Source organism: Rhizobacter sp. (assembly GCF_035702065.1).
Lineage (GTDB): Bacteria > Pseudomonadota > Gammaproteobacteria > Burkholderiales > Burkholderiaceae_C > Rhizobacter.
In genome coordinates this window covers 1-19,181 of record NZ_DASSRA010000142.1, presented here as the reverse complement: position 1 = coordinate 19,181, position 19,181 = coordinate 1, and the positions used below count along the sequence as shown (strand labels likewise).

General features: G+C 68.8%; 13 protein-coding genes. 5 read left to right on the top strand and 8 right to left on the bottom strand.

What is annotated here, in order from left to right:
* The gene (gene gcvP / locus VFL64_RS06635; RefSeq protein ID WP_489539590.1) at positions 1-2,895 is read left to right on the top strand and encodes an aminomethyl-transferring glycine dehydrogenase; all 2,895 of its coding nucleotides are present in this window, start codon (positions 1-3) and stop codon (positions 2,893-2,895) included.
* On the opposite strand, the gene otsB is transcribed toward gcvP, so the two are convergent.
* Both otsB and VFL64_RS06625 read right to left on the bottom strand, forming a co-directional pair.
* Entirely contained in the window at positions 2,883-3,659 is a 777-nt protein-coding gene (gene otsB / locus VFL64_RS06630; RefSeq protein WP_489539589.1) for a trehalose-phosphatase, read from the bottom strand. The two genes, gcvP and otsB, sit on opposite strands and share 13 nt — an antisense overlap.
* On the bottom strand, positions 3,660-5,867 hold the full coding sequence (locus VFL64_RS06625; protein ID WP_489539588.1) for an alpha,alpha-trehalose-phosphate synthase (UDP-forming): 2,208 nt from the start codon (positions 5,865-5,867) through the stop codon (positions 3,660-3,662).
* A 111-nt stretch (positions 5,868-5,978) separates the two neighbouring features.
* On the opposite strand from VFL64_RS06625, the gene VFL64_RS06620 reads away from it, so the two are divergent.
* Complete coding sequence (locus tag VFL64_RS06620) at positions 5,979-7,775, top strand: glycoside hydrolase family 15 protein (protein ID WP_489539587.1); 1,797 nt, start codon at positions 5,979-5,981, stop codon at positions 7,773-7,775.
* Positions 7,776-7,779: 4 nt separating this feature from the next.
* On the opposite strand, the gene VFL64_RS06615 is transcribed toward VFL64_RS06620, so the two are convergent.
* Together VFL64_RS06615 and VFL64_RS06610 are read right to left on the bottom strand one after the other, a co-directional pair.
* On the bottom strand, positions 7,780-8,217 hold the full coding sequence (locus VFL64_RS06615; protein WP_489539586.1) for an SRPBCC family protein: 438 nt from the start codon (positions 8,215-8,217) through the stop codon (positions 7,780-7,782).
* Between the two features lie 130 nt (positions 8,218-8,347).
* The gene (locus VFL64_RS06610; protein ID WP_489539585.1) at positions 8,348-8,755 is read right to left on the bottom strand and encodes a hypothetical protein; all 408 of its coding nucleotides are present in this window, start codon (positions 8,753-8,755) and stop codon (positions 8,348-8,350) included.
* A gap of 129 nt (positions 8,756-8,884) precedes the next feature.
* On the opposite strand from VFL64_RS06610, the gene VFL64_RS06605 reads away from it, so the two are divergent.
* Both VFL64_RS06605 and VFL64_RS06600 read left to right on the top strand, forming a co-directional pair.
* Complete coding sequence (locus tag VFL64_RS06605; protein WP_489539584.1) at positions 8,885-9,712, top strand: helix-turn-helix domain-containing protein; 828 nt, start codon at positions 8,885-8,887, stop codon at positions 9,710-9,712.
* 27 nt (positions 9,713-9,739) lie between these two features.
* The gene (locus VFL64_RS06600) at positions 9,740-11,926 is read left to right on the top strand and encodes a molybdopterin-dependent oxidoreductase (RefSeq protein ID WP_489539583.1); all 2,187 of its coding nucleotides are present in this window, start codon (positions 9,740-9,742) and stop codon (positions 11,924-11,926) included.
* Positions 11,927-12,036: 110 nt separating this feature from the next.
* Here the strand turns inward: VFL64_RS06600 and VFL64_RS06595 are convergent, their stop codons facing one another.
* Positions 12,037-12,855, bottom strand: coding sequence for a metal-dependent hydrolase (locus VFL64_RS06595; protein WP_489539582.1), 819 nt, complete (start codon positions 12,853-12,855; stop codon positions 12,037-12,039).
* 109 nt (positions 12,856-12,964) lie between these two features.
* On the opposite strand from VFL64_RS06595, the gene VFL64_RS06590 reads away from it, so the two are divergent.
* The gene (locus VFL64_RS06590; protein WP_489539581.1) at positions 12,965-13,555 is read left to right on the top strand and encodes a TetR/AcrR family transcriptional regulator; all 591 of its coding nucleotides are present in this window, start codon (positions 12,965-12,967) and stop codon (positions 13,553-13,555) included.
* Between the two features lie 9 nt (positions 13,556-13,564).
* On the opposite strand, the gene VFL64_RS06585 is transcribed toward VFL64_RS06590, so the two are convergent.
* From VFL64_RS06585 to purL, 3 genes are read right to left on the bottom strand one after another with little or no spacing between them, the layout of a single operon-like run.
* A complete protein-coding gene (locus tag VFL64_RS06585; RefSeq protein WP_489539580.1) occupies positions 13,565-14,803 on the bottom strand; it encodes a flavin-dependent oxidoreductase in 1,239 nt (412 codons plus the stop codon).
* 8 nt (positions 14,804-14,811) lie between these two features.
* Positions 14,812-15,054, bottom strand: a complete 243-nt coding sequence (locus tag VFL64_RS06580) for a hypothetical protein (protein ID WP_489539579.1) — start codon at positions 15,052-15,054, stop codon at positions 14,812-14,814.
* Positions 15,055-15,082: 28 nt separating this feature from the next.
* Positions 15,083-19,057 (bottom strand): phosphoribosylformylglycinamidine synthase, encoded by a 3,975-nt coding sequence (gene purL / locus VFL64_RS06575; protein ID WP_489539578.1) that lies wholly within the window; start codon positions 19,055-19,057, stop codon positions 15,083-15,085.
* Positions 19,058-19,181 lie beyond the last annotated feature (124 nt).

The following is a 19,181-nucleotide window of genomic DNA, read 5'->3' as shown; positions in this document are numbered from 1 at the left end:
ATGCTGATGTCCGCCCACCGCTCTCTCGGCGAGCTCGAGAACCCGTCTGAATTCGTGGCCCGCCACATCGGCATCTGGGAAGACGACGAAGCGCACATGCTGTCGGTGATCGGCGCGGCTTCGCGCCGCGCGCTGATCGACGCCATCGTGCCGCGCGCAATCGCCCGCCCGGCACCGATGCAGCTGCCCGCACCGCTCACCGAGTCGCAGGCGCTGGCCGAGCTGAAGGCCATCGCAGGCAAGAACAAGCTGCTCAAGAGCTTCATCGGCCAGGGCTACCACGGCACGCACACGCCCGGCGTCATCCTGCGCAATATCCTCGAGAACCCGGCCTGGTACACCGCGTACACGCCGTACCAGGCCGAGATCTCGCAAGGCCGCATGGAGGCGCTGGTCAACTTCCAGACCATGGTGTGCGACCTGACGGGCCTGGCCATCGCCGGCTCGTCGATGCTCGACGAGGCCACCTCCGCCGCCGAGGCCATGACCCTGGCCATGCGGGTCGGCAAGAGCAAGTCCACGAGCTTCTTCGTGGCCGATGACGTGCTGCCGCAAACGCTGGAGGTGGTGCGCACGCGCGCCAAGCCGCTGGGCATCGAGGTACTCACCGGCCCGGCCGCCGCCGCGGCCGAGAAGCCGGTGTTCGGCGCGCTGTTCCAGTACCCCGGCGTGAACGGCGTGGTGCGTGACCTCAAGCCGGTGATCGACGCCGTGCACGCCGCCGGTGGCCTGGCCATCGTGGCGGCCGACCTGCTCGCGCTCACCCTGCTCACCCCGCCCGGGGAGATGGGTGCCGACATTGCGGTGGGCAATACCCAGCGCTTCGGCATGCCCATGGGCAATGGCGGCCCGCACGCCGCCTACATGGCCACCAAGGACGAGTTCAAGCGCTCCATGCCCGGCCGCTTGGTCGGCGTGAGCGTCGACAGCCATGGCAACCCGGCCTACCGCCTGGCGCTGCAAACGCGCGAACAGCACATCCGCCGCGAGAAGGCCACCTCCAACATCTGCACGGCGCAGGTGCTGCCGGCGGTCATCGCCAGCATGTACGCCGTGTACCACGGGCCGGCCGGCCTCAGGCGCATCGCCGAGCGCGTGGCCAGCTACACCGCCATCCTGGCTGCCGGCCTGGAGGAGCTGGGCGCCCCGCTCGTGCACGGCAAGGCCGCCTTCGACACGCTCGAAGTCACCACCGGCGACAAGACCGAGCAGGTGCTCGCGGCCGCCCGCGCCGCCGGCTTCAACCTGCGCCGCGCCTCGGCCGGCACGGTGGGCATCACGCTCGACGAGACCACCACGCGCGACGACCTGCGTGCGCTGTGGACGCTCTTCGGCAAGGCCGGCTCCTCATTCGAGAAGTACGAGAAGGGCATCGCCTCGCGCATCCCGGCCGAGCTGCAGCGCCGCAGCCCCTACCTCACCCACCCGGTGTTCAACACCCACCACTCCGAGACCGAGATGCTGCGCTACATCCGCAGCCTGTCGGACAAGGACCTCGCGCTCGACCGCAGCATGATCCCGCTGGGCTCGTGCACGATGAAGCTCAACGCCACCAGCGAGATGATCCCCATCACCTGGAGCGAGTTCGCCAACGTGCACCCGTTCGCGCCGCAAGACCAGCTGCAAGGCTATGCCGAGCTCGACCAGCAGCTGCGCGACTGGCTGTGCCAGGCCACCGGCTACGCCGGCATCAGCCTGCAGCCCAATGCCGGCTCGCAGGGCGAGTACGCCGGCCTGCTGGCCATCAAGGCCTACCACGAGGCCAAGGGCCAGGGCCACCGCAACATCTGCCTGATCCCCGAGTCAGCGCACGGCACCAACCCCGCCAGCGCGCAGATGGTGGGCTTGCAGGTGGTGGTGACCAAGTGCGACGCCGACGGCAACGTCGACCTCGCCGACCTCAAGGCCAAGTGTGAGCAACACAGCGCCAACCTGGCCTGCGTGATGATCACCTACCCCAGCACCTACGGCGTGTTCGAGACGCGCGTGAAGGAGCTGTGCGCGCTGATCCACCAGCACGGCGGCCGCGTCTACGTGGACGGCGCCAACATGAACGCGCTGGTGGGCATCGCCGCGCCGGGCGAGTTCGGTGGCGACGTGAGCCACCTCAACCTGCACAAGACCTTCTGCATCCCGCACGGCGGCGGCGGCCCCGGCGTGGGGCCGGTGTGCGTGGTGGAAGACCTGGTGCCCTACCTGCCGGCGCACCGCGCCGCGGGCATCGGCGGCGAAACCAACGTCGGCGCGGTCAGCGCCGCCCCGCTGGGCAATGCAGCCGTGCTGCCCATCAGCTGGATGTACGTGCGCATGATGGGCGCGGACGGCCTCAAGCAGGCCACCGAGACCGCCATCCTCAGCGCCAACTACATTGCCGCGCGCCTGGCCGACCACTACGACATCCACTACAGCGGCAACATCGCCGGCGTGAAGGGCGGCGGCGTGGCGCACGAGTGCATCCTCGACCTGCGGCCACTCAAGGAAAGCTCGGGCGTGAGCGCCGAAGACGTGGCCAAACGCCTCATCGACTACGGCTTCCACGCACCCACGCTGAGCTTCCCGGTGGCCGGCACGCTGATGGTGGAGCCCACCGAGAGCGAGCCGCTGGTCGAACTCGACCGCTTCTGCGACGCGATGATTGCCATCCGCCAGGAGATCGCACGCGTCGAGCAAGGCAGCTGGCCGCGCGAGGACAACCCGCTCAAGGCCGCGCCGCACACCACGGCCGCGCTGCTCAAGTCGGACTGGCCCCACCCCTACTCGCGCGAGGAAGCGGCCTACCCGGTGAAGAGCCTGCGGCAGCAGAAGTACTGGGCGCCGGTCGGCCGGGTCGACAACGTCTACGGCGACCGCAACCTCTTCTGCAGCTGTGTGCCACTGTCAGCTTACGAAGACTGAGCCGCGCCGAGCACGGCAAGCTCCAGCAGCCGCTTCAGGAGCTTGCCGACGTCTTCCTGGGTGTCGATGACATAGCGTGCGCGGCTGGGGTGGCCATCGTCACCGACCTTGAGCGTGAGCCAGTCGTGCGGCACGCGTTCGAACACCGGCTCGTCGTTGATGTCGTCGCCGGCGAACAGGGCCGCCGTGGTGCCGGCGCGCCGCACCAGCGACATCACCGCATCGGCCTTGTCGGCCGCATCGTCCGGGGCGATGTTCAGCACGCACTTGCCATGGAAGATGTGCAGCCCGGCCTGGTCGCCATTGCGCAGCAGCGCGTCGATCCACTCGCGTGCGGCCAGCAGGTCGGGCGCGCGCCGGTAGTGCAAGGCGAGCGAGAACTGCTTGTCCTCGAGCTCGATGCCCAGGGCCTGCCACTGGGGGGCCAGCTGGTCCAGCGCGTGGCGCACCGGCGCCAGCCGCGCCACCGAGCCGGGGCGCATCGCGCCCTTCGGGTCTTCGGCGCCGTGGTTGCCCAGCACGTAGCGCGGCGAGAACGGAAGTCTCGCCGTCACGTCCGTCACCGAGCGCCCGGTGACGATGGCGGTGGGCAGCAGGCGCGCCAGCTCGATCAGCATCTCGGCCCAGGCCATCGGCACGCGCGCACGCTCGGGCCGGTCGACGATGGGGGCCAGCGTGCCGTCGAAATCGAAGGCCAGCAGCGGGCGCCGCTGCAGCAGGTCGACGAGCGCCTGGTCTCCGGCAGGTGAGAAGAGCGGCGTCATCTATTCAGCCTGGTGGAGCAGCACGCGCGCCTCGACGCGGCTGCGCAGCCGCAGGCGCGCCGCGTGGGCGAGCATGCGGCCGGCCCAGCGGAAGACGTTGAACTCGCGCACCGTCGCGCGCATGTTGGCCATGCGCTCGCGCTGCTCGGCCGGAGGCATGATGATGCCGCGGTACAGGGCTTCGGCGGTTTCCTCCACGTGGTATGGGTTGACGATCAGCGCCTCGCCCAGCTCGCGGGCCGCGCCGGCGAAGCGGCTCAGCACCAGCACGCCCTGTTCGTCGTCACGGGCCGCCACGAACTCCTTGCACACCAGGTTCATGCCGTCGTGCAGGCTGGTCACGGCACACACGTCGGCCGCCCGGTAGAGCTCGGTCAGCGCGTGGTGGCCGTGGTGCTTGGCCAGCAGGTGCACCGGCTGGTAGCCCGGCCGGCTGAAGCGGTCGTTGATGCGCTGGGTGACCTGAAGAATGCGCTCCTGGAACACGCGGTACTCCTCCAGCGACGAGCGTGTGGGCGCCGCCACCTGCACGAAGGCGAACTCGCCGATGCACTCGGGGTGCTTGATGAGCAGGTTCTCCACCGCATGCAGCCGCTCCAAGATGCCCTTGGTGTAGTCGAAGCGGTCCACGCCGATGGCCAGCTTGAGCTTGGGATGAAAGCCCATGCGCGCATAGACCCGGGCCCGGCACACCGCAGCCGGCGGCACGCTCAGGGTCTCTTCCAGGCTCGGCCAGGCGATGGAGATCGGGTAGCTCTCGATCAGCGTCTCGTCGGCCTGGTACGAGATGGTGGAGTGCTCGTGCTCAATGCGCGCTTCGAGGTTGCGGTCCACCGTCTCGATGAAGTTCTTGCAGTGAAAGCGCGTGTGGAAGCCCAGGATGTTGCTGCCCAGCATGCCCTGCAGCAGCTCCTGCCGCCACGGGCAGATGCTGAACGACTCCGGGTTGGGCCAGGGGATGTGCCAGAAGGTGATGATGGTGGCGCGCGGCAACTTGGCGCGCACCATGGCCGGCAGCAAGGCGAAGTGGTAGTCCTGCACCAGCACGATGGGGTCTTCGCCGCGGGCCTCGGCCACCACCGCGTCGGCGAAGCGCTGGTTGACCTCGCGGTACTTGCGCCAGTCGGACTCGCGGAACACCGGCCGCACGTGCGCCACGTGGCACAGCGGCCACAGTCCTTCGTTGGCGAAGCCGTAGTAGTAGCCCTGCTCTTCTTCCGGCGTGAGCCAGATGCGACGCAGCAGGTACTCGGGGTGGCCAGGGGGGACTCTCACGCGGTCGTGTGCGTCGACCGACCCGCGGTCGGCGTCGCCGCTGCCGTGCGCGATCCAGGTGCCGGAGCAGGCACGCATCACCGGCTCAACGGCCGTCACCAGGCCGCTCGCCGGCTGCTCGACCACCACGCCCTCGGGTGTCTTGATGTGGATGTAGGGCTCGCGGTTCGACACGACGATCACCTGGTCGCCGCGTAATTGCGTCTGCAACAACGACCGGAGTCGGTCAGGATTCCACTCCTCGTCGCTGCCCAGCGCGCGTCGGTACTGGTCTTCCAGATCGCGCAGGCGCGCCCGCACGTCGGCCGCCAGCGGGGCCAGTTCGGGCGGCGCACTGCCTTCGGCCATCGGCCGCAGCAGGCCCTCGCCTCGCAGGATCGAGCGCATGCCCTTCACCCAGCCGTGCCAGCTGAGCTGCGCCACCACCATGGTGATGAGTGCCATCGTCACGCCCAGTGCCACGATCAGCAGGATGAGGTAGCGGCGCGTGTCCTGGCTGCGGCGGTCGATGAAGCTCAGGTCATGCAACAGGATCAGGTCACCGATGTGGCGGCCCTGGTTGTCCACCGGGTACAGGCCCACTTGCAGCGCCCCGCCCGAGAGGCGCAGCAACGGCTCCTTCGAGGTGGCGGTCTGCTGTGCGGTGCGGCAGTCGAGCGTCTTGGGGTAGTTGCCGGTGTGCTGCAGCAGGCGGCCGTCTTCCGCGCACAGGCCCACCGCCACCAGGCGCTCGTCTTGCACAGCCCGGTTGAGCAAGGATTGCACGCGGCCGTCCCGGCCTTGCTGCAAGGCGTCCTCGATGGAATCGGACAGCGCACTGGCGACGAGCGCCCCGCGCATGTTGAGATCACGCGCAAACCAGCGCAGCGTCAGCCGGTCCATCAAGGGGAGAGCGATGTACGCCGCTGCGGTCAGGGTCAGAACCAGAGGCACGAGAAACCTCAGTTGCAGGCGCAGTGTTTTCAACGAGACCAGATCTTGCAGCAGGGGAATCCTTTCAGAAGAACCGAGGAACCACCCGCCTTGAGTGCAAATCCCATTCCAATGAAGCGACACGCCTCTCTCGACCTCGGTGTGATTGGCAACTGCGCCGTCAGCGCGCTCGTCGACACGCAAGGACGCATCGGCTGGTGCTGCTGGCCGCGCTTCGATGGCGACCCGATCTTTCATTCCCTGCTCAATTCGACAGAAGCTCTTGCCGATGCCGGCAGTTTTTCCATCGAACTGGAGAAGCTCGCGCGCAGCGAGCAGGCCTACGACGCCGGCACGGCCATCCTGCGAACCCGGCTCTTCGACAGCGAGGGGAGCGCTGTCGAGATCACCGACTTCGCGCCCCGCTTCTTTCACCGGGACCGCGTCTTCCGCCCCGCGCAGATCGTGCGCCGCGTGCGCGTGCTGGCGGGCCGCCCGCGCATCCGCATCGCCGTGCAGCCGCTCAGCCGCTGGGGCACTGTCTCGCCGGTCCTCACGCATGGCAGCAACCACATCCGCTACGTCAGCCCCGAGCAGACGCTGCGGCTCACCACCAACGCACCGCTCACCTACATCGGCCACGAGAACTGGTTCGCGCTGCAGGTGCCGATCAGCCTGCTGTTCGGTCCCGACGAAACGCTGGCCGGCGGCATCGAGGAGACCGCGCGCGACTTCGAGGAGCAGACCTCGCTCTACTGGCGCACCTGGACGCGCCGCCTCGCCTTGCCGCTCGAATGGCAGGACGCGGTGATCCGCGCCGCCATCACGCTCAAGCTGTGCCAATTCGAGGACACCGGCGCCATCATCGCGGCCATGACCACCAGCATCCCCGAAGCGCCACACAGCCAGCGCAACTGGGACTACCGCTACTGCTGGCTGCGCGACGCCTTCTTCGTCGTGCGTGCGCTCAACAGCCTCTCCGAAGTGGGCACGATGGAGGAGTACCTGCGCTGGCTCAACGACGTGATGCGCGGCGCGAGCGGTGGCCACGTGCAACCGCTCTACGGCATCGGCCTCGAGAAGAACCTGCCCGAGAGCATGCTCACGCACCTGGCCGGCTACCGCGGCATGGGCCCGGTGCGCGTGGGCAACCAGGCGGCCGAGCACTTCCAGCACGACGTGTACGGCAACATCGTGCTCGGCGCGGCCCAGGCCTTCCACGACCACCGCCTCTTCCGTCGTGCCGACGAGAACGACTTCACCCTGCTCGAACGCATGGGCGAGCAAGCCTGGAGCTTGCACAACCAGCCCGACGCCGGCATGTGGGAGCTGCGCACGCGTTCGCGCATCCACACCTCGTCGTCCCTCATGTGCTGGGCCGCCTGCGACCGCCTGGCCAAGATCGCGCGCACGCTGGGTGCGGTCGAGCGTGCCGCGTTCTGGGGTGGGCGCGCCACCGTCATCCGCGACACCATCCTCGCCCATGCCTGGAGTGACACGCGCCAGGCCTTCGTCGAGAGCTTCGGCGGCAAGGACCTCGACGCCAGCGTGCTGCTGATGGCCGAGGTGGGCTTCATCGACCCGCGCGACCCGCGTTTCGTGAGCACCGTCGACGCCCTGGAGCACACGCTGTGCGACGGCCCCTTCATGCGCCGCTACGAGGCCCCCGACGACTTCGGCCTGCCCGAGACGGCCTTCAACGTCTGCTCGTTCTGGCGCATCGACGCGCTCGCGCGCATCGGCCGCACCGCGCAGGCACGCGAGATCTTCGAAGCGCTGCTGGCCAGCCGCAACCACCTGGGCCTGCTGTCCGAAGACCTGCACACGAGCACGGGCGAGCTGTGGGGCAACTTCCCGCAGACCTATTCGATGGTGGGCGTGATCAACGGCGCGGTGCGGCTGTCGGCGCCGTGGGACACGGTGGTTTAGCCCGCTATCGCTCGCACAGGCCCTTGAGCACGGCCAGCGCCTTCGGCCAGGTCTCCTGCATGTACTGCTCCCACTCCGGCGCGGTGTCGAGGGCCACGCTCAGCTGGCAGCCGCCGGGGATGTCGGCGAAGCGGTAGTTCTCATAGGCCGGCGCCCAGGCACGGACCTTCTCGCTCGTCGTGTCTTCGACGCCCTTCTCGAACATGCCGAGGTGGCGGATCGAGACGTACTCGTTGGGAATGTTCTCGGCGATCTCGGCCGTCATCCCGTCACCAGACGGGGCCAGGAACCGGATCTTCGCCCCCTTGTCCCACGAGCCCTCGTAGTAGGAGCCTTCGCAGAACGCGGCGGTCCAGGCCTTGTAGGTGTCCGGCGCGAGCATCGTCGTCCAGACCCGGGGCCGCGGCGCCTTGATCGCGATCTCGAACTTCAGTGTCTTCATGGGCCATCTCCTGGATTGCTGCGCCGGAGCCCTCCTCCGGCGCCTCTGTCTCACGACGAATGACGGTGCCACGAATCGACAACATGGCGGCAGAAACCCTGACCCCCTGCTGGCAATGGCGCCCAAGGGCTCAGGCGAGTACCGGCTGGCGACCTGCCCGGCGCAGGCAAACGAACTGCAGCTCCGCGAACACCAGCACCGCCACGATCTGCACACCGAGGAGGGCCTGTCCCCAGGTTGTGGGCGCGAAGCCAGCACCGAAGGCGATCAACCCGCAATCCGCCGCCCAGACCACGTTGCCCAGCACCAGCACCCACATCACCGCACGGGGCAGCCGCTCGCGCCTCGACAGCCAGGCCAGCGCGGCGGCGTAACCGAAGAGGAACAGGCCCGCCGGCAGCAGCAGCGAGCCTGGCAGGCCGAGCAGCGCCTGCAGCGCCGCTCCGCCCAGCACCATCACCGCCCCGGCGGCGGCACTCACGCCGGCATCGGCCAGCAGCACGTTGCGAACGAATCGGGAGACAAGGACTTGGGACATGGTGAGCTCCTGAGTTGGCAGCCGCCGCAACAGGCGACGGCATGGCCGCATGGTCGGCAGGCGCCGGTGCAGCGTCCATGACCTGGCAGGTCATGGGCGGACTGACGGGCCTGCGCTATGGTTGCCGCCATGCACACCGCCCTCGCCTCCTCGCCCCCGCCCGTCGGTGCCCTGCTGCGCGAATGGCGGCAGCGCCGCCGCCTGAGCCAGCTCGACCTCGCGCTCGATGCCGACATCTCCACACGCCACCTGAGCTACATGGAGAACGGCCGCGCCACGCCCAGCCGGGCCATGGTGCTGCACCTGGCGGAGCAGCTGGAGGTGCCGCTGCGCGAGCGCAACACGCTGCTCGCCGCCGCGGGTTACGCGCCGCTCTACCCCGAACGCAAGCTCGACGATCCCGCGCTGCAGGCCGCACGCGCCACGGTAGAGCAACTGCTCAAGGCGCACGAGCCGCACCCCGCGCTCGCGGTCGACCGGCACTGGAACATGCTCGCGCACAACCCATCGCTGCTGCTGCTGATGCAGGGCATCCCGCCCGAGTTGCTGCAGCCGCCGGTGAACGTGCTGCGCCTGAGCCTGCACCCGCAAGGCGTGGCGCCCAAGATCGTCAACCTGCTGGCCTGGCGCGACCATCTGTTCGAGCGGCTGCGCCACCAGATCACGGTCAGCGCCGACCCGGTGCTGGCCGCGCTGCTGAAGGAGCTGCAGGGCTACCCGGTGCCTGCCGATGCCGAGCAGCACGAACCGATCGCCGGCAACGCCGTGGCAGTGCCCTTGAAGATCCGCTCCTCGGTGGGCGTGCTGTCGTTCCTGAGCACGACCACTGTCTTCGGCACACCCATCGACATCACGCTCTCCGAGCTGGCGCTGGAGACCTTCTTCCCCGCCGACGAGTTCACCACCCAGGCGCTGCGTCACCTGAGTGACGGACAGAAGGCGGCCCAGCAGCCATAACGGCCGCACTGCAAAGGGAGACTGCACATGACCACCACCATCGCGCAACGCATCTGCCCGGTCTGCGAAGCCTGCTGCGGGCTCGACGTCCACGTCGAGAGCGGCAAGGTGATCGCCATCCGCGGCCAGGAAAGCGACGGCTTCAGCAAGGGCTACCTGTGCCCCAAGGGCGTGGCCCTCAAAGACCTGCATGAAGACCCCGACCGCCTGCGCACGCCGCTGATCAAGCGCAACGGCGCCTTCGTCGAAGCGACGTGGGACGAAGCCTTCGCCGAGATCGAGCGCCGCCTGCTGCCCCTGCGCGCCGCACACGGCAACGACGCGGTGGCCGTGAGCGTGGGCAACCCCGCCGGCCACAAGTTCGGCTTCATGCTCTACCTGGGCCGCATGCTGAAGGCGCTGGGCTCGAAGAACGTCTTCTCGGCCTCCACGCTCGACCAGATGCCCAAGCAGCTCTCCAGCGGACTGATGTTCGGCAGCTGGTTGACGATTCCCGTGCCCGACATCGAGCGCTGCGACTTCCTGCTGATGCTGGGTGCCAACCCGATGGCCAGCAACGGCAGCCTGTGGACGGTGCCCGACTTCCGCGGCAAGGCCAAGGCGATGCACGCACGCGGCGGCAAGCTGGTGGTGGTGGACCCGCGCCGCACCGAGACGGCCGAGATCGCCGACCGGCACCTGCCCATCCGCCCCGGTGGCGACGCCTACCTGATGCTGGGCATGGTGCACACGCTGTTCGACGAAGGCCTGGTCAAGCTGGGCCGGCTGGCCGAGCACGTGGCCGGCGTCGGCGAACTGCGCGCCGCCGTGCAAGCCTTCTCTGCCGACGTGGTGGCCGCGCGCTGCGGCATCCCCGCCGACACCATCCGCAGCCTCGCGCGCGAACTGGCGCAGGCCGAGCGCGCTGCCGTCTACGGCCGCATGGGCACCTGCGCGCAGAGCTTCGGTTCGCTGGCGAGCTGGCTGATCGACGTGCTGAACGTGCTCACCGGCCACCTCGACGAGCCCGGCTGTGCCATGTTCCCCAAGGCCGCCGCGTTCTCGGCCAACACCGAAGGCAAGCCCGGCACCGGCAAGGGCGTGGCCACCGGCCGCCACCGCTCTCGCGTCAGCGGGGCGCCCGAAGTATTCGGCGAGTTCCCCATGGGCTGCCTGACCGAAGAGATCGAAACACCCGGCCCGGGCCAGGTGAAGGCGCTCATCACCATCGCCAGCAACCCGGTGCTGTCCGCACCCAATGGTGAACGCCTCGCCAAGGCACTGGACCAGCTCGACTTCATGCTGAGCCTGGACATCTACCTGAGCGAGACCTCGCGCCATGCCGACGTGATCCTGCCCGGCCTCTCGCCGCTGGAAGACAGCCACTACGACGTGGCGCTGCCGGCCTTCCAGTACCGCAACTACGTGCGCTACAGCGGGCCGGTGCTGCCGGCGCCGCCAGGGCATCTGCGCGACTGGGAGATGCTGGTGAAGCTGATCGGCATCGCGCAGGGCAAGGGCGCGGGCGTGGACGCTCAGCAGCTCGACGACGCCATGCTGGCTGCCGAACTGGAGCGCAGCTTCGGCGAACGCGCCGGGGCGGTGATGGCCGAGATATCGCATCACACCGGCCCTGAGCGCCGGCTCGATCTGTCGCTGCGGAACGGGCCCTACGGGCTCACGCTCGACAAGGTGAAGGCCAGCGTCGGCGGCATCGACCTCGGCCCGCTGCAGCCGCGCGTGCCCGAGGTGCTGCGCACGCCCAGCGGCAAGATCGAACTCGCACCGCCCTCATTGATCGCCGACGTGGCGCGCGCCGTGCAATCGCTGGCCGAGCCCGCGCCCGCGATGGTGATCGTCGGCCGCCGCCACGTGCGCTCCAACAACAGCTGGATGCACAACCTGCCGCTGCTGGCCAAGGGGCCATTCCGCTGCACGGCGCTGGTTCACCCGGCGGATGCGCAACGCCTGGGCCTGGTCGACGGCGCCACCGCGCGCATCGCACGCGGCGCGGGCAAGGCCATCGAAGCGCAGGTGGAGGTCAGCGACACCATCATGCAAGGCGTGATCAGCCTGCCGCACGGCTGGGGCCACAACCTGCCGGGCTCGCAACTGGGCGTGGCCGCCGAGCGGCCGGGCAGCAACCTCAACGCGGTGCTCGACGAAGACCTGCGCGACCCGCTCTCGGGCAACGCCGTGCTGGGTGGTGTGGCGGTGGAGGTGTCGGCGGCTTAGGGCCTGTTTGTCATCCCGGCGAAGGCCGGGATCCACCGCCGGCACGGCATGGCCTCGTGCCGCGGTTCGATGGTGGTTCAGTGGATCCCGGCCTTCGCCGGGATGACTCTTTAGCGGCCCACCTCCGCATACTGCGCCGCATTGCTGCGCAGCCACTCGCGCGAGAGCGCATCGTCTTGCTGGCGCGGGTGGAAGTCGGCCTTGAAGTAGGCGCGCCAGGGCTTGTAGGTGCAGCGCACCAGGCCGTGCTTGCCGAACAGGTAGCGCGCCGCACTCACCCAGGTGCTGGGGCGGAACAGGTCACCGTCGTGCCAGAGGTTGCGCACGGTCTGGCGCAGCACGTCGCTGAGGAAAAGCGTGGTCACGTTGCGGAACCACTTGACCCGCCACTCGTGGTTGCCACCCAACGCCTGGTACATGTCGAAGGCGGTGCTGCGGTGCTCGGACTCTTCGGAGGCGTGCCACATCCACATGGTGCGCAGGCGGGGCTCGGCGCCTTCAAGCGCCTCGGGGTGGGCCAGCATCCATTCGGCCAGGATGGCGGTGAAGTGCTCGGTGGCGGCCGTGGCGGCCACCAGGTGGCGCGCGTCGACCTGGTCGAAGACTGGCGTGCGCTTCTCGATGCGCTGCTCCCATGTGTTGGCGTAGCCCAGCTTGTCGAGGTGGCCGTTGAACAGCGAATGGATGCGCCGGTGCGTCGCCTCCTGGCCGATGAAGCCCTGCACCTCGACGGCCAGTTGCTCGCGCTTGTCTTCAGGCAACTGCTTCATGCCGGCGCGCAACGAGTCGATGAAGAACTGCTCTCCCACCGGGAAGCTCATGGACAAGGCGTTGAACAAGGCCGTGCGGAACGCGTCGCCACCGGCCCAGCGGCGCGGGATGGGCGTTTCGAGGTCGATCAGCAGGCGGCGCACAACAAGGTCGGTCACGGCAAGGCTCCTGGAAACACTTGGTACGGCTCAGTACCGGTTCTGCCAATGTGCATGCCGCATGTGGTACTGTCAAGTACCATTTTTGACCCTGCCCCGGTCATACCGCATGCCCACCCCTGCCGCCAAGCCCAACGACCACCGCCACCGCCTGCTCGACGCCATGGCCGATGCCGTGGCGCACAAGGGCTATGCCGACACCACCATCGCCGACCTCGCGGCCCGCGCGCGGGTGTCTCGCCGCACCTTCTACGAGCACTTCGGCAGCAAGGAGGAGTGCCTGATCGCGCTCTACGAAGCGGCCAGCCGGCAGGCGCTGTCGGTGTTGCGCGATGCCATCGACCCAAAGCACGACCCGCTCACCCAGGCCGAGCGTGCGCTGGGCGCGTATCTCGCCACCATGGCCAGCAACCCGGTGCTGCTGAAGACGCTGTTCATCGCCATCCTGGGCCTGGGAAGAGACGGGCTCCAGGCGCGTCGCCGCGTCAACCAGCAGCTGGCCGACCTGATCCTGGAGCTGATCAACCGCCCCGGCGAGAAGAAGCGCAAGCCGCTGCCGCCGGCGCTCGCGATGAGCATCGTGGGCGGCATCAACGAGCTGGTGCTGGAGCTGATCGAGCAGGACCGCATCGGCGAACTCACCTCGCTCACCGACACCACGGCGCTCTTCGTGCGCGCCGTGGTCGATGGCGTGCGCTGACGCCCAGCCTCAGGGCTGCTTCGCCAGTTGCGCCTTGGCGAAGCCGGCCACCTGCTTGTAGCGGGCGGAGATGCCTTCCAGCTCCTCGCGCGGCATCACGTCGTGGATGTGCGCAAAGCCCTGCGGCGCGCGCTGCTCGGCGATGGCCATCACCTGCTCGGGGCCGTTCTGGCGGTTGAGCAGCACGATGTTGGCCGTCTTGGGCAGGCGCTCGGCCTCGTAGGCGTCGAAGGCGGCGTCGATGCCTGGCTGCTCGGCCAGCGCGTCGGCCAGGCTGCGTGCATCCAGGATGGCCTGCGAGGCGCCGTTGGAGCCGATGGGGTACATCGGGTGCGCCGCATCGCCCAGCAGCGTGACGCGGCCCTGCTTCCAGTGCGGCAGCGGGTCGCGGTCGACGAGCGGGAACTCGTACACCGCCGAGGCGCCGCGGATCAGCGCCGGGATGTCGATCCACGGCCACTTCCAGCTGTCGAAGGGCTGGGCGAAGACGCTGATGTCGACCTCGCGGTTCCAGTCGGTGCGCGATGGCGTCTCGCCCGGCACCGACAGCTCGGCGATCCAGTTGATGCGCGAGCGGCCCTGCTCGGCCAGCTTGCGCGAGATCGGGTAGGCGACGAACTTCACGTCGGGGTGACCGGCCATGAACATCGAACGGCCGTCCCCGAAGGGTTCGCCCTCGGTGATGGCACGCCACAGCACGCGCTGGCCGTAGCGCGGCGGGCCTTCGTTGGGCCACATCTGCCTGCGGGCAGCGGAGTGGATGCCGTCGGCCGCGACCAGGGCATCTGCTTCGATGACGACAGCTCGGCCATCGGCGAGGCGGTTGAACGAGGCCTGCACCTTGTTGCCGATGTTCTCGAAGCCGGTCAGCTGATGGCCCAGCACCACGCGCTGCGCCCCCAGGCGGCGCAGCACCGCATCGAGCAGGATCATGTGCAGCTCGCCGCGGTGGATGGAGTACTGCGGCACCGGGTAACCCGCCGCCACGCCGCGCGGCTCGCTCCAGATCGTCTGGCCGAACTTGTTGTAGTAGGTGAGCGAGGCCGTCTCGATGGCGGTGGCGGCCAGCGCCTCCTGCAGGCCCAGCTCGGCGAGTTCCTTCACCGAATGCGGCAGCAGGTTCACACCCACGCCCAACGGGCGCAGCTGCGAGGCGGCCTCGTACACGGTGCAGGGGATGCCGCGCTGGTGCAGCGCCAGGGCCAGGGTCAGGCCGCCGATGCCCCCACCGGCGATTGCAATCTCCATGGCCGTTCTCAGACGTCGAGCTTGAACAGCAAGGCCGCGCGGCGCTCGGCCTCGCCGTGGCCCACCAGCACCTTGGCCCAGGTGGGGCTGTTGGCGTCGCGTGTGGGCGTGAGGCCCTTGGTCATCACGGCGACCTCTTCCGAGCCGGCGTCGATGTCGTTCACGTGGGCGAACGCGCCGTCGTAGAGCTTGGCGACCATCGCGCCATCGGATTCGATCAGAACCAGGTACTTGACCGGCGTCTTGTGCATCTCGTCTGTCTCCCGTTGCTTCGAGTTGTCAGTCGGCCCAGCGGCGCGCGTTGTGGAACATCTGCATCCAGGGGCTTTGCTCGCTCTTGTCGCCCGAGGTCCAGCTCATCAGCACGTTGCGGAACACGCGCTCGGGGTGCGGCATCAGCACGGTGAAGCGGCCGTCGGGCGTGGTCACCGAGGTCAGGCCGTCGGGGCTGCCGTTGGGGTTGAACGGGTAGGCCTCGGTGGGCGCACCGCTGTGGTCGACGAAGCGCATCGCGCGGTGCACGGCTTTCGCGTCGCCGCGCTGCGAGAAGTCGGCGAAGCCCTCGCCATGCGCCACGGCGATGGGCATGCGGCTGCCGGCCATGCCTGTGAAGAAGATCGACGGGCTCTCCAGCACCTCGACGAGGCTCAGGCGGGCCTCGAACTGCTCGCTCTTGTTGCGGGTGAACTTGGGCCAGGCCTGCGCGCCGGGGATGATGGGCGAGAGCGCCGCCATCATCTGGCAGCCGTTGCACACGCCCAGCGCGAAGGTGTCGGTGCGCTGGAAGAAGGCGGCGAACTGCTCGGCCAACACCGGGTTGAACATCACCGAGCGGGCCCAGCCTTCGCCGGCACCCAGGGTGTCGCCGTAGCTGAAGCCGCCACAGGCGATGAAGCCCTGGAACTGGTCGAGTCGCGCGCGGCCGGTGTGCAGGTCGCTCATGTGGACGTCGAAGGTATCGAAGCCCGCCTGGTCCATCGAGTAGCTCATCTCGACGTGGCTGTTGACGCCCTGCTCGCGCAGGATGGCCAGCTTGGGCCGGCGCGTGACGACGGCGGGCGCCTCGGGCTTGAAGCTGAGGTGCACGTGCAGGCCGGGGTCATCGGCCTGGCCCGCGGCGGCGTGCTCGGCATCGGCGCAGACCGGGTTGTCGCGCAGTGTCGCGATGCGCCAGCTCACCTCGTCCCAGGCCTGGTGCAGCTCGCGCAGCGGCGCGCTGAAGATGGGCTTGGCATCGCGCCACACCTCGACCACGCCCTTGTCGTTGGGCTTGCCGACGAAGTGGCTGTGCTTGCTCAGGCCGTGCTCGCGCAGCGTCTGCATCACCTCGTTGCGCTGCGCGGTGGGCACCTGGATCACGGCGCCCAGCTCCTCGTTGAAGAGCGCGCGCAGGCTCAGCTCGGCGCGACGTGCGCTGACCTGGCCAGCCCAGTTCTTGGAGTCGCCGTACTCGGCGCGGCTGTCGCTGATGCCGTCGCCTTCGGTGACCAGCATGTCGATGTTGAGGCTGACGCCCAGGTGGCCGGCGAAGGCCATCTCGCAGGCGGATGCCCACAGGCCGCCATCGCTGCGGTCGTGGTAGGCCAGCAGCTTGCCTTCGCTGCGCAGCTGGTTGATGGCATCGACCAGCGCCTTGAGCTGCTGCGGTTCGTCGAGGTCGGGCACCTCGTTGCCGAACTGGTTCAGCACCTGGGCCAGCATCGAGCCACCCATGCGGTTCTTGCCGTTGCCGAGGTCGATGAGGATCAGTGTGGTGTCGCCCGCCTGCAGCTGCGGCGTGAGCGTGGGCCGCACGTCGGCCAGCGTGGCGAAGGCCGAGACGATCAGGCTCACCGGGGCGGTGACCTGCTTGGCCTGGCCGTCGTCGCTCCAGCGGGTGCGCATCGACAGGCTGTCCTTGCCGACCGGCACGCTGATGCCGAGCGCGGGGCAGAGCTCCATGCCCACCGCCTTCACGGTGTCGTACAGCGCCGCGTCTTCGCCCGGCTCGCCGCAGGCGGCCATCCAGTTGCAGCTGAGCTTGACGCGTGGCAGCTCGATGGGCGCGGCCAGCAGGTTGGTGATGGCTTCGCCCACCGCCATGCGGCCCGAAGCCGGCGCATCGAGTGCGGCCAACGGTGTGCGCTCGCCCATGCTCATGGCCTCGCCGCGGAAGCCGCTGTAGTCGGCCAGCGTGACGGCCACGTCGGCCACCGGCACCTGCCAGGGGCCGACCATCTGGTCGCGGTGGTTGAGGCCGCCGACGGTGCGGTCGCCGATGGTCACCAGGAAGCGCTTGCTGGCCACGGTGGGGTGGCGCAGCACGTCGAAGGCCACCTTCTCCAGCGGCACGTCGTTGAGGTCGAGCGCCGGCAGCGTGCGCGTCACGCGCTGCACCTGGCGGTGCATCTTGGGCGGCTTGCCGAGCAGCACCTCCATCGGCATGTCGATGGGGCGGTCGTCGGAGCCGGGTTGATCCAGCGTGAGCTGCTTCTCGTCGGTCGCAACGCCCACGATCGCGAAGGGGCAGCGCTCGCGCTCGCACATGGCCTGGAACAGCGGCAGCGCGTCGGCGCGCACGGCCATCACGTAGCGCTCCTGGCTCTCGTTGCACCAGATCTCCTTCGGCGCCAGGCCACTCTCTTCCAGCGGCACCTTGGAGAGGTCGAAGCGCGCGCCACGCCCCGCGCCGTCCACCAGCTCGGGGAAGGCGTTGGAGATGCCGCCGGCGCCCACGTCATGGATGGCGAGGATGGGGTTGATGTCGCCCAGCGCCCAGCAGTGGTTGATGACCTCCTGCGCACGGCGCTGGATCTCGGGGTTGCCGCGCTGCACCGAGTCGAAGTCGAGCGAGGCCGCGTTGGCACCAGCCGCCATCGAACTCGCCGCGCTGCCGCCCATGCCGATGCGCATGCCGGGGCCGCCCAGTTGCACGAGCAGCGTGCCGGCGGGGAACTCGATCTTCTTCGTCTGCGAGTCGGAGATGGAGCCCAGGCCGCCCGCGATCATGATGGGCTTGTGGTAGCCACGCACCTGGTCGCCGACCTGCTGCTCGTAGACGCGGAAGTAGCCGCCCAGGTTGGGCCGGCCGAACTCGTTGTTGAAAGCCGCGCCGCCCAGCGGGCCGTCGACCATGATCTGCAAGGGGCTCGCGATGTGCTCGGGCTTGCCGTAGCGCAGCTGCTCCCAGGGCTCATTTGTGCCGGGCAGGTAGAGGTTGGACACGCTGAAGCCGGTCAGGCCCGCCTTGGGCTTGGAGCCGCGGCCGGTGGCGCCTTCGTCGCGGATCTCGCCACCCGCGCCTGTGGAGGCGCCCGGAAAGGGCGAGATCGCCGTCGGGTGGTTGTGCGTCTCCACCTTCATCAGCACGTGCACCGTCTCGTTGCGCGCGCCGTACTGCGGCGCGTTGGTGTAACCCTGCGGCAGCCAGCGCTGCGTGGGGCCGCCTTCCATCACCGAGGCGTTGTCGCTGTACGCGATGACGGTGTGCTGCGGCGCGAGCTGGTGCGTGTTGCGAATCATCTGGAACATGGAGCGTTCCTGCGCCACGCCGTCGATGGTGAACTGCGCGTTGAAGATCTTGTGCCGGCAGTGCTCGCTGTTGGCCTGCGCGAACATCATCAGCTCCACGTCGGTGGGGTTGCGCCTGAGGCCGGTGAAGGCGTTGACCAGGTAGTCGATCTCGTCGTCGCTCAGCGCCAGGCCAAACTCGGTGTTGGCCGATTCCAGTGCGGCGCGGCCGCGGCCCAGCACGTCCACGTGCGCCATGGGCTTGCCGGGCTGCTCGTCGAACAGGTGGGCGGCATCGTCGCGGGCGAGCAGCACGCTTTCGGTCATGCGGTCGTGCAGCAACGCGGCGGCGGCTTGCAGCTCGTCGGCGCTCAGCGCCTTGCTGCCGCCCAGCAGGCCGCTCTTGAGCGTGAGGCGGAACTCGGTGACCCGCTCCACCCGCTTGATGGCAAGGCCGCAGTTGTGGGCGATGTCGGTGGCCTTGGAGGCCCACGGTGACACCGTGCCCAGGCGCGGCGCCACGACGATCAGCGCGCCATCGGCCGGGCCGGTGTAGGCGTCGCCATAGCGCAGCAGGGCGGCCAGCTTGTCGTTGCCGGCGGCATCGAGCGGGGATTCGCTCCACACCCAGTGCACGTGCCGGGCGTGGACGCCGGTGATGCGGGGGCTGACCGCCTGAAGCCGGGGAAGCAAGGCCTGGGCACGGAAGGCGGACAAGGCGTTGCCGCCCTCGAAATGCAGCAAATGCTTGGGGGTGGAAGTCACGCTGGGGCTCGGTGCGGTTTGAGGGGTGGCCCGGCCGGATGTAGGGCCTGGGCGGTGGAAACCCGGCATTTTACGGGGCCGGTGAGATAATTCCGACCTATGACGATCACGATCAAAACCGCCC

Coding starts and splice junctions, on each gene's coding strand:
- gcvP (WP_489539590.1), top strand. CDS start 1: ATGCTGATGTCCGCCCACCGCTCTCTCGGCGAGCTCGAGAACCCGTCT.
- otsB (WP_489539589.1), bottom strand. CDS start 3,659: ATGACGCCGCTCTTCTCACCTGCCGGAGACCAGGCGCTCGTCGACCTG.
- VFL64_RS06620 (WP_489539587.1), top strand. CDS start 5,979: ATGAAGCGACACGCCTCTCTCGACCTCGGTGTGATTGGCAACTGCGCC.
- VFL64_RS06615 (WP_489539586.1), bottom strand. CDS start 8,217: ATGAAGACACTGAAGTTCGAGATCGCGATCAAGGCGCCGCGGCCCCGG.
- VFL64_RS06610 (WP_489539585.1), bottom strand. CDS start 8,755: ATGTCCCAAGTCCTTGTCTCCCGATTCGTTCGCAACGTGCTGCTGGCC.
- VFL64_RS06605 (WP_489539584.1), top strand. CDS start 8,885: ATGCACACCGCCCTCGCCTCCTCGCCCCCGCCCGTCGGTGCCCTGCTG.
- VFL64_RS06600 (WP_489539583.1), top strand. CDS start 9,740: ATGACCACCACCATCGCGCAACGCATCTGCCCGGTCTGCGAAGCCTGC.
- VFL64_RS06590 (WP_489539581.1), top strand. CDS start 12,965: ATGCCCACCCCTGCCGCCAAGCCCAACGACCACCGCCACCGCCTGCTC.
- VFL64_RS06585 (WP_489539580.1), bottom strand. CDS start 14,803: ATGGAGATTGCAATCGCCGGTGGGGGCATCGGCGGCCTGACCCTGGCC.
- VFL64_RS06580 (WP_489539579.1), bottom strand. CDS start 15,054: ATGCACAAGACGCCGGTCAAGTACCTGGTTCTGATCGAATCCGATGGC.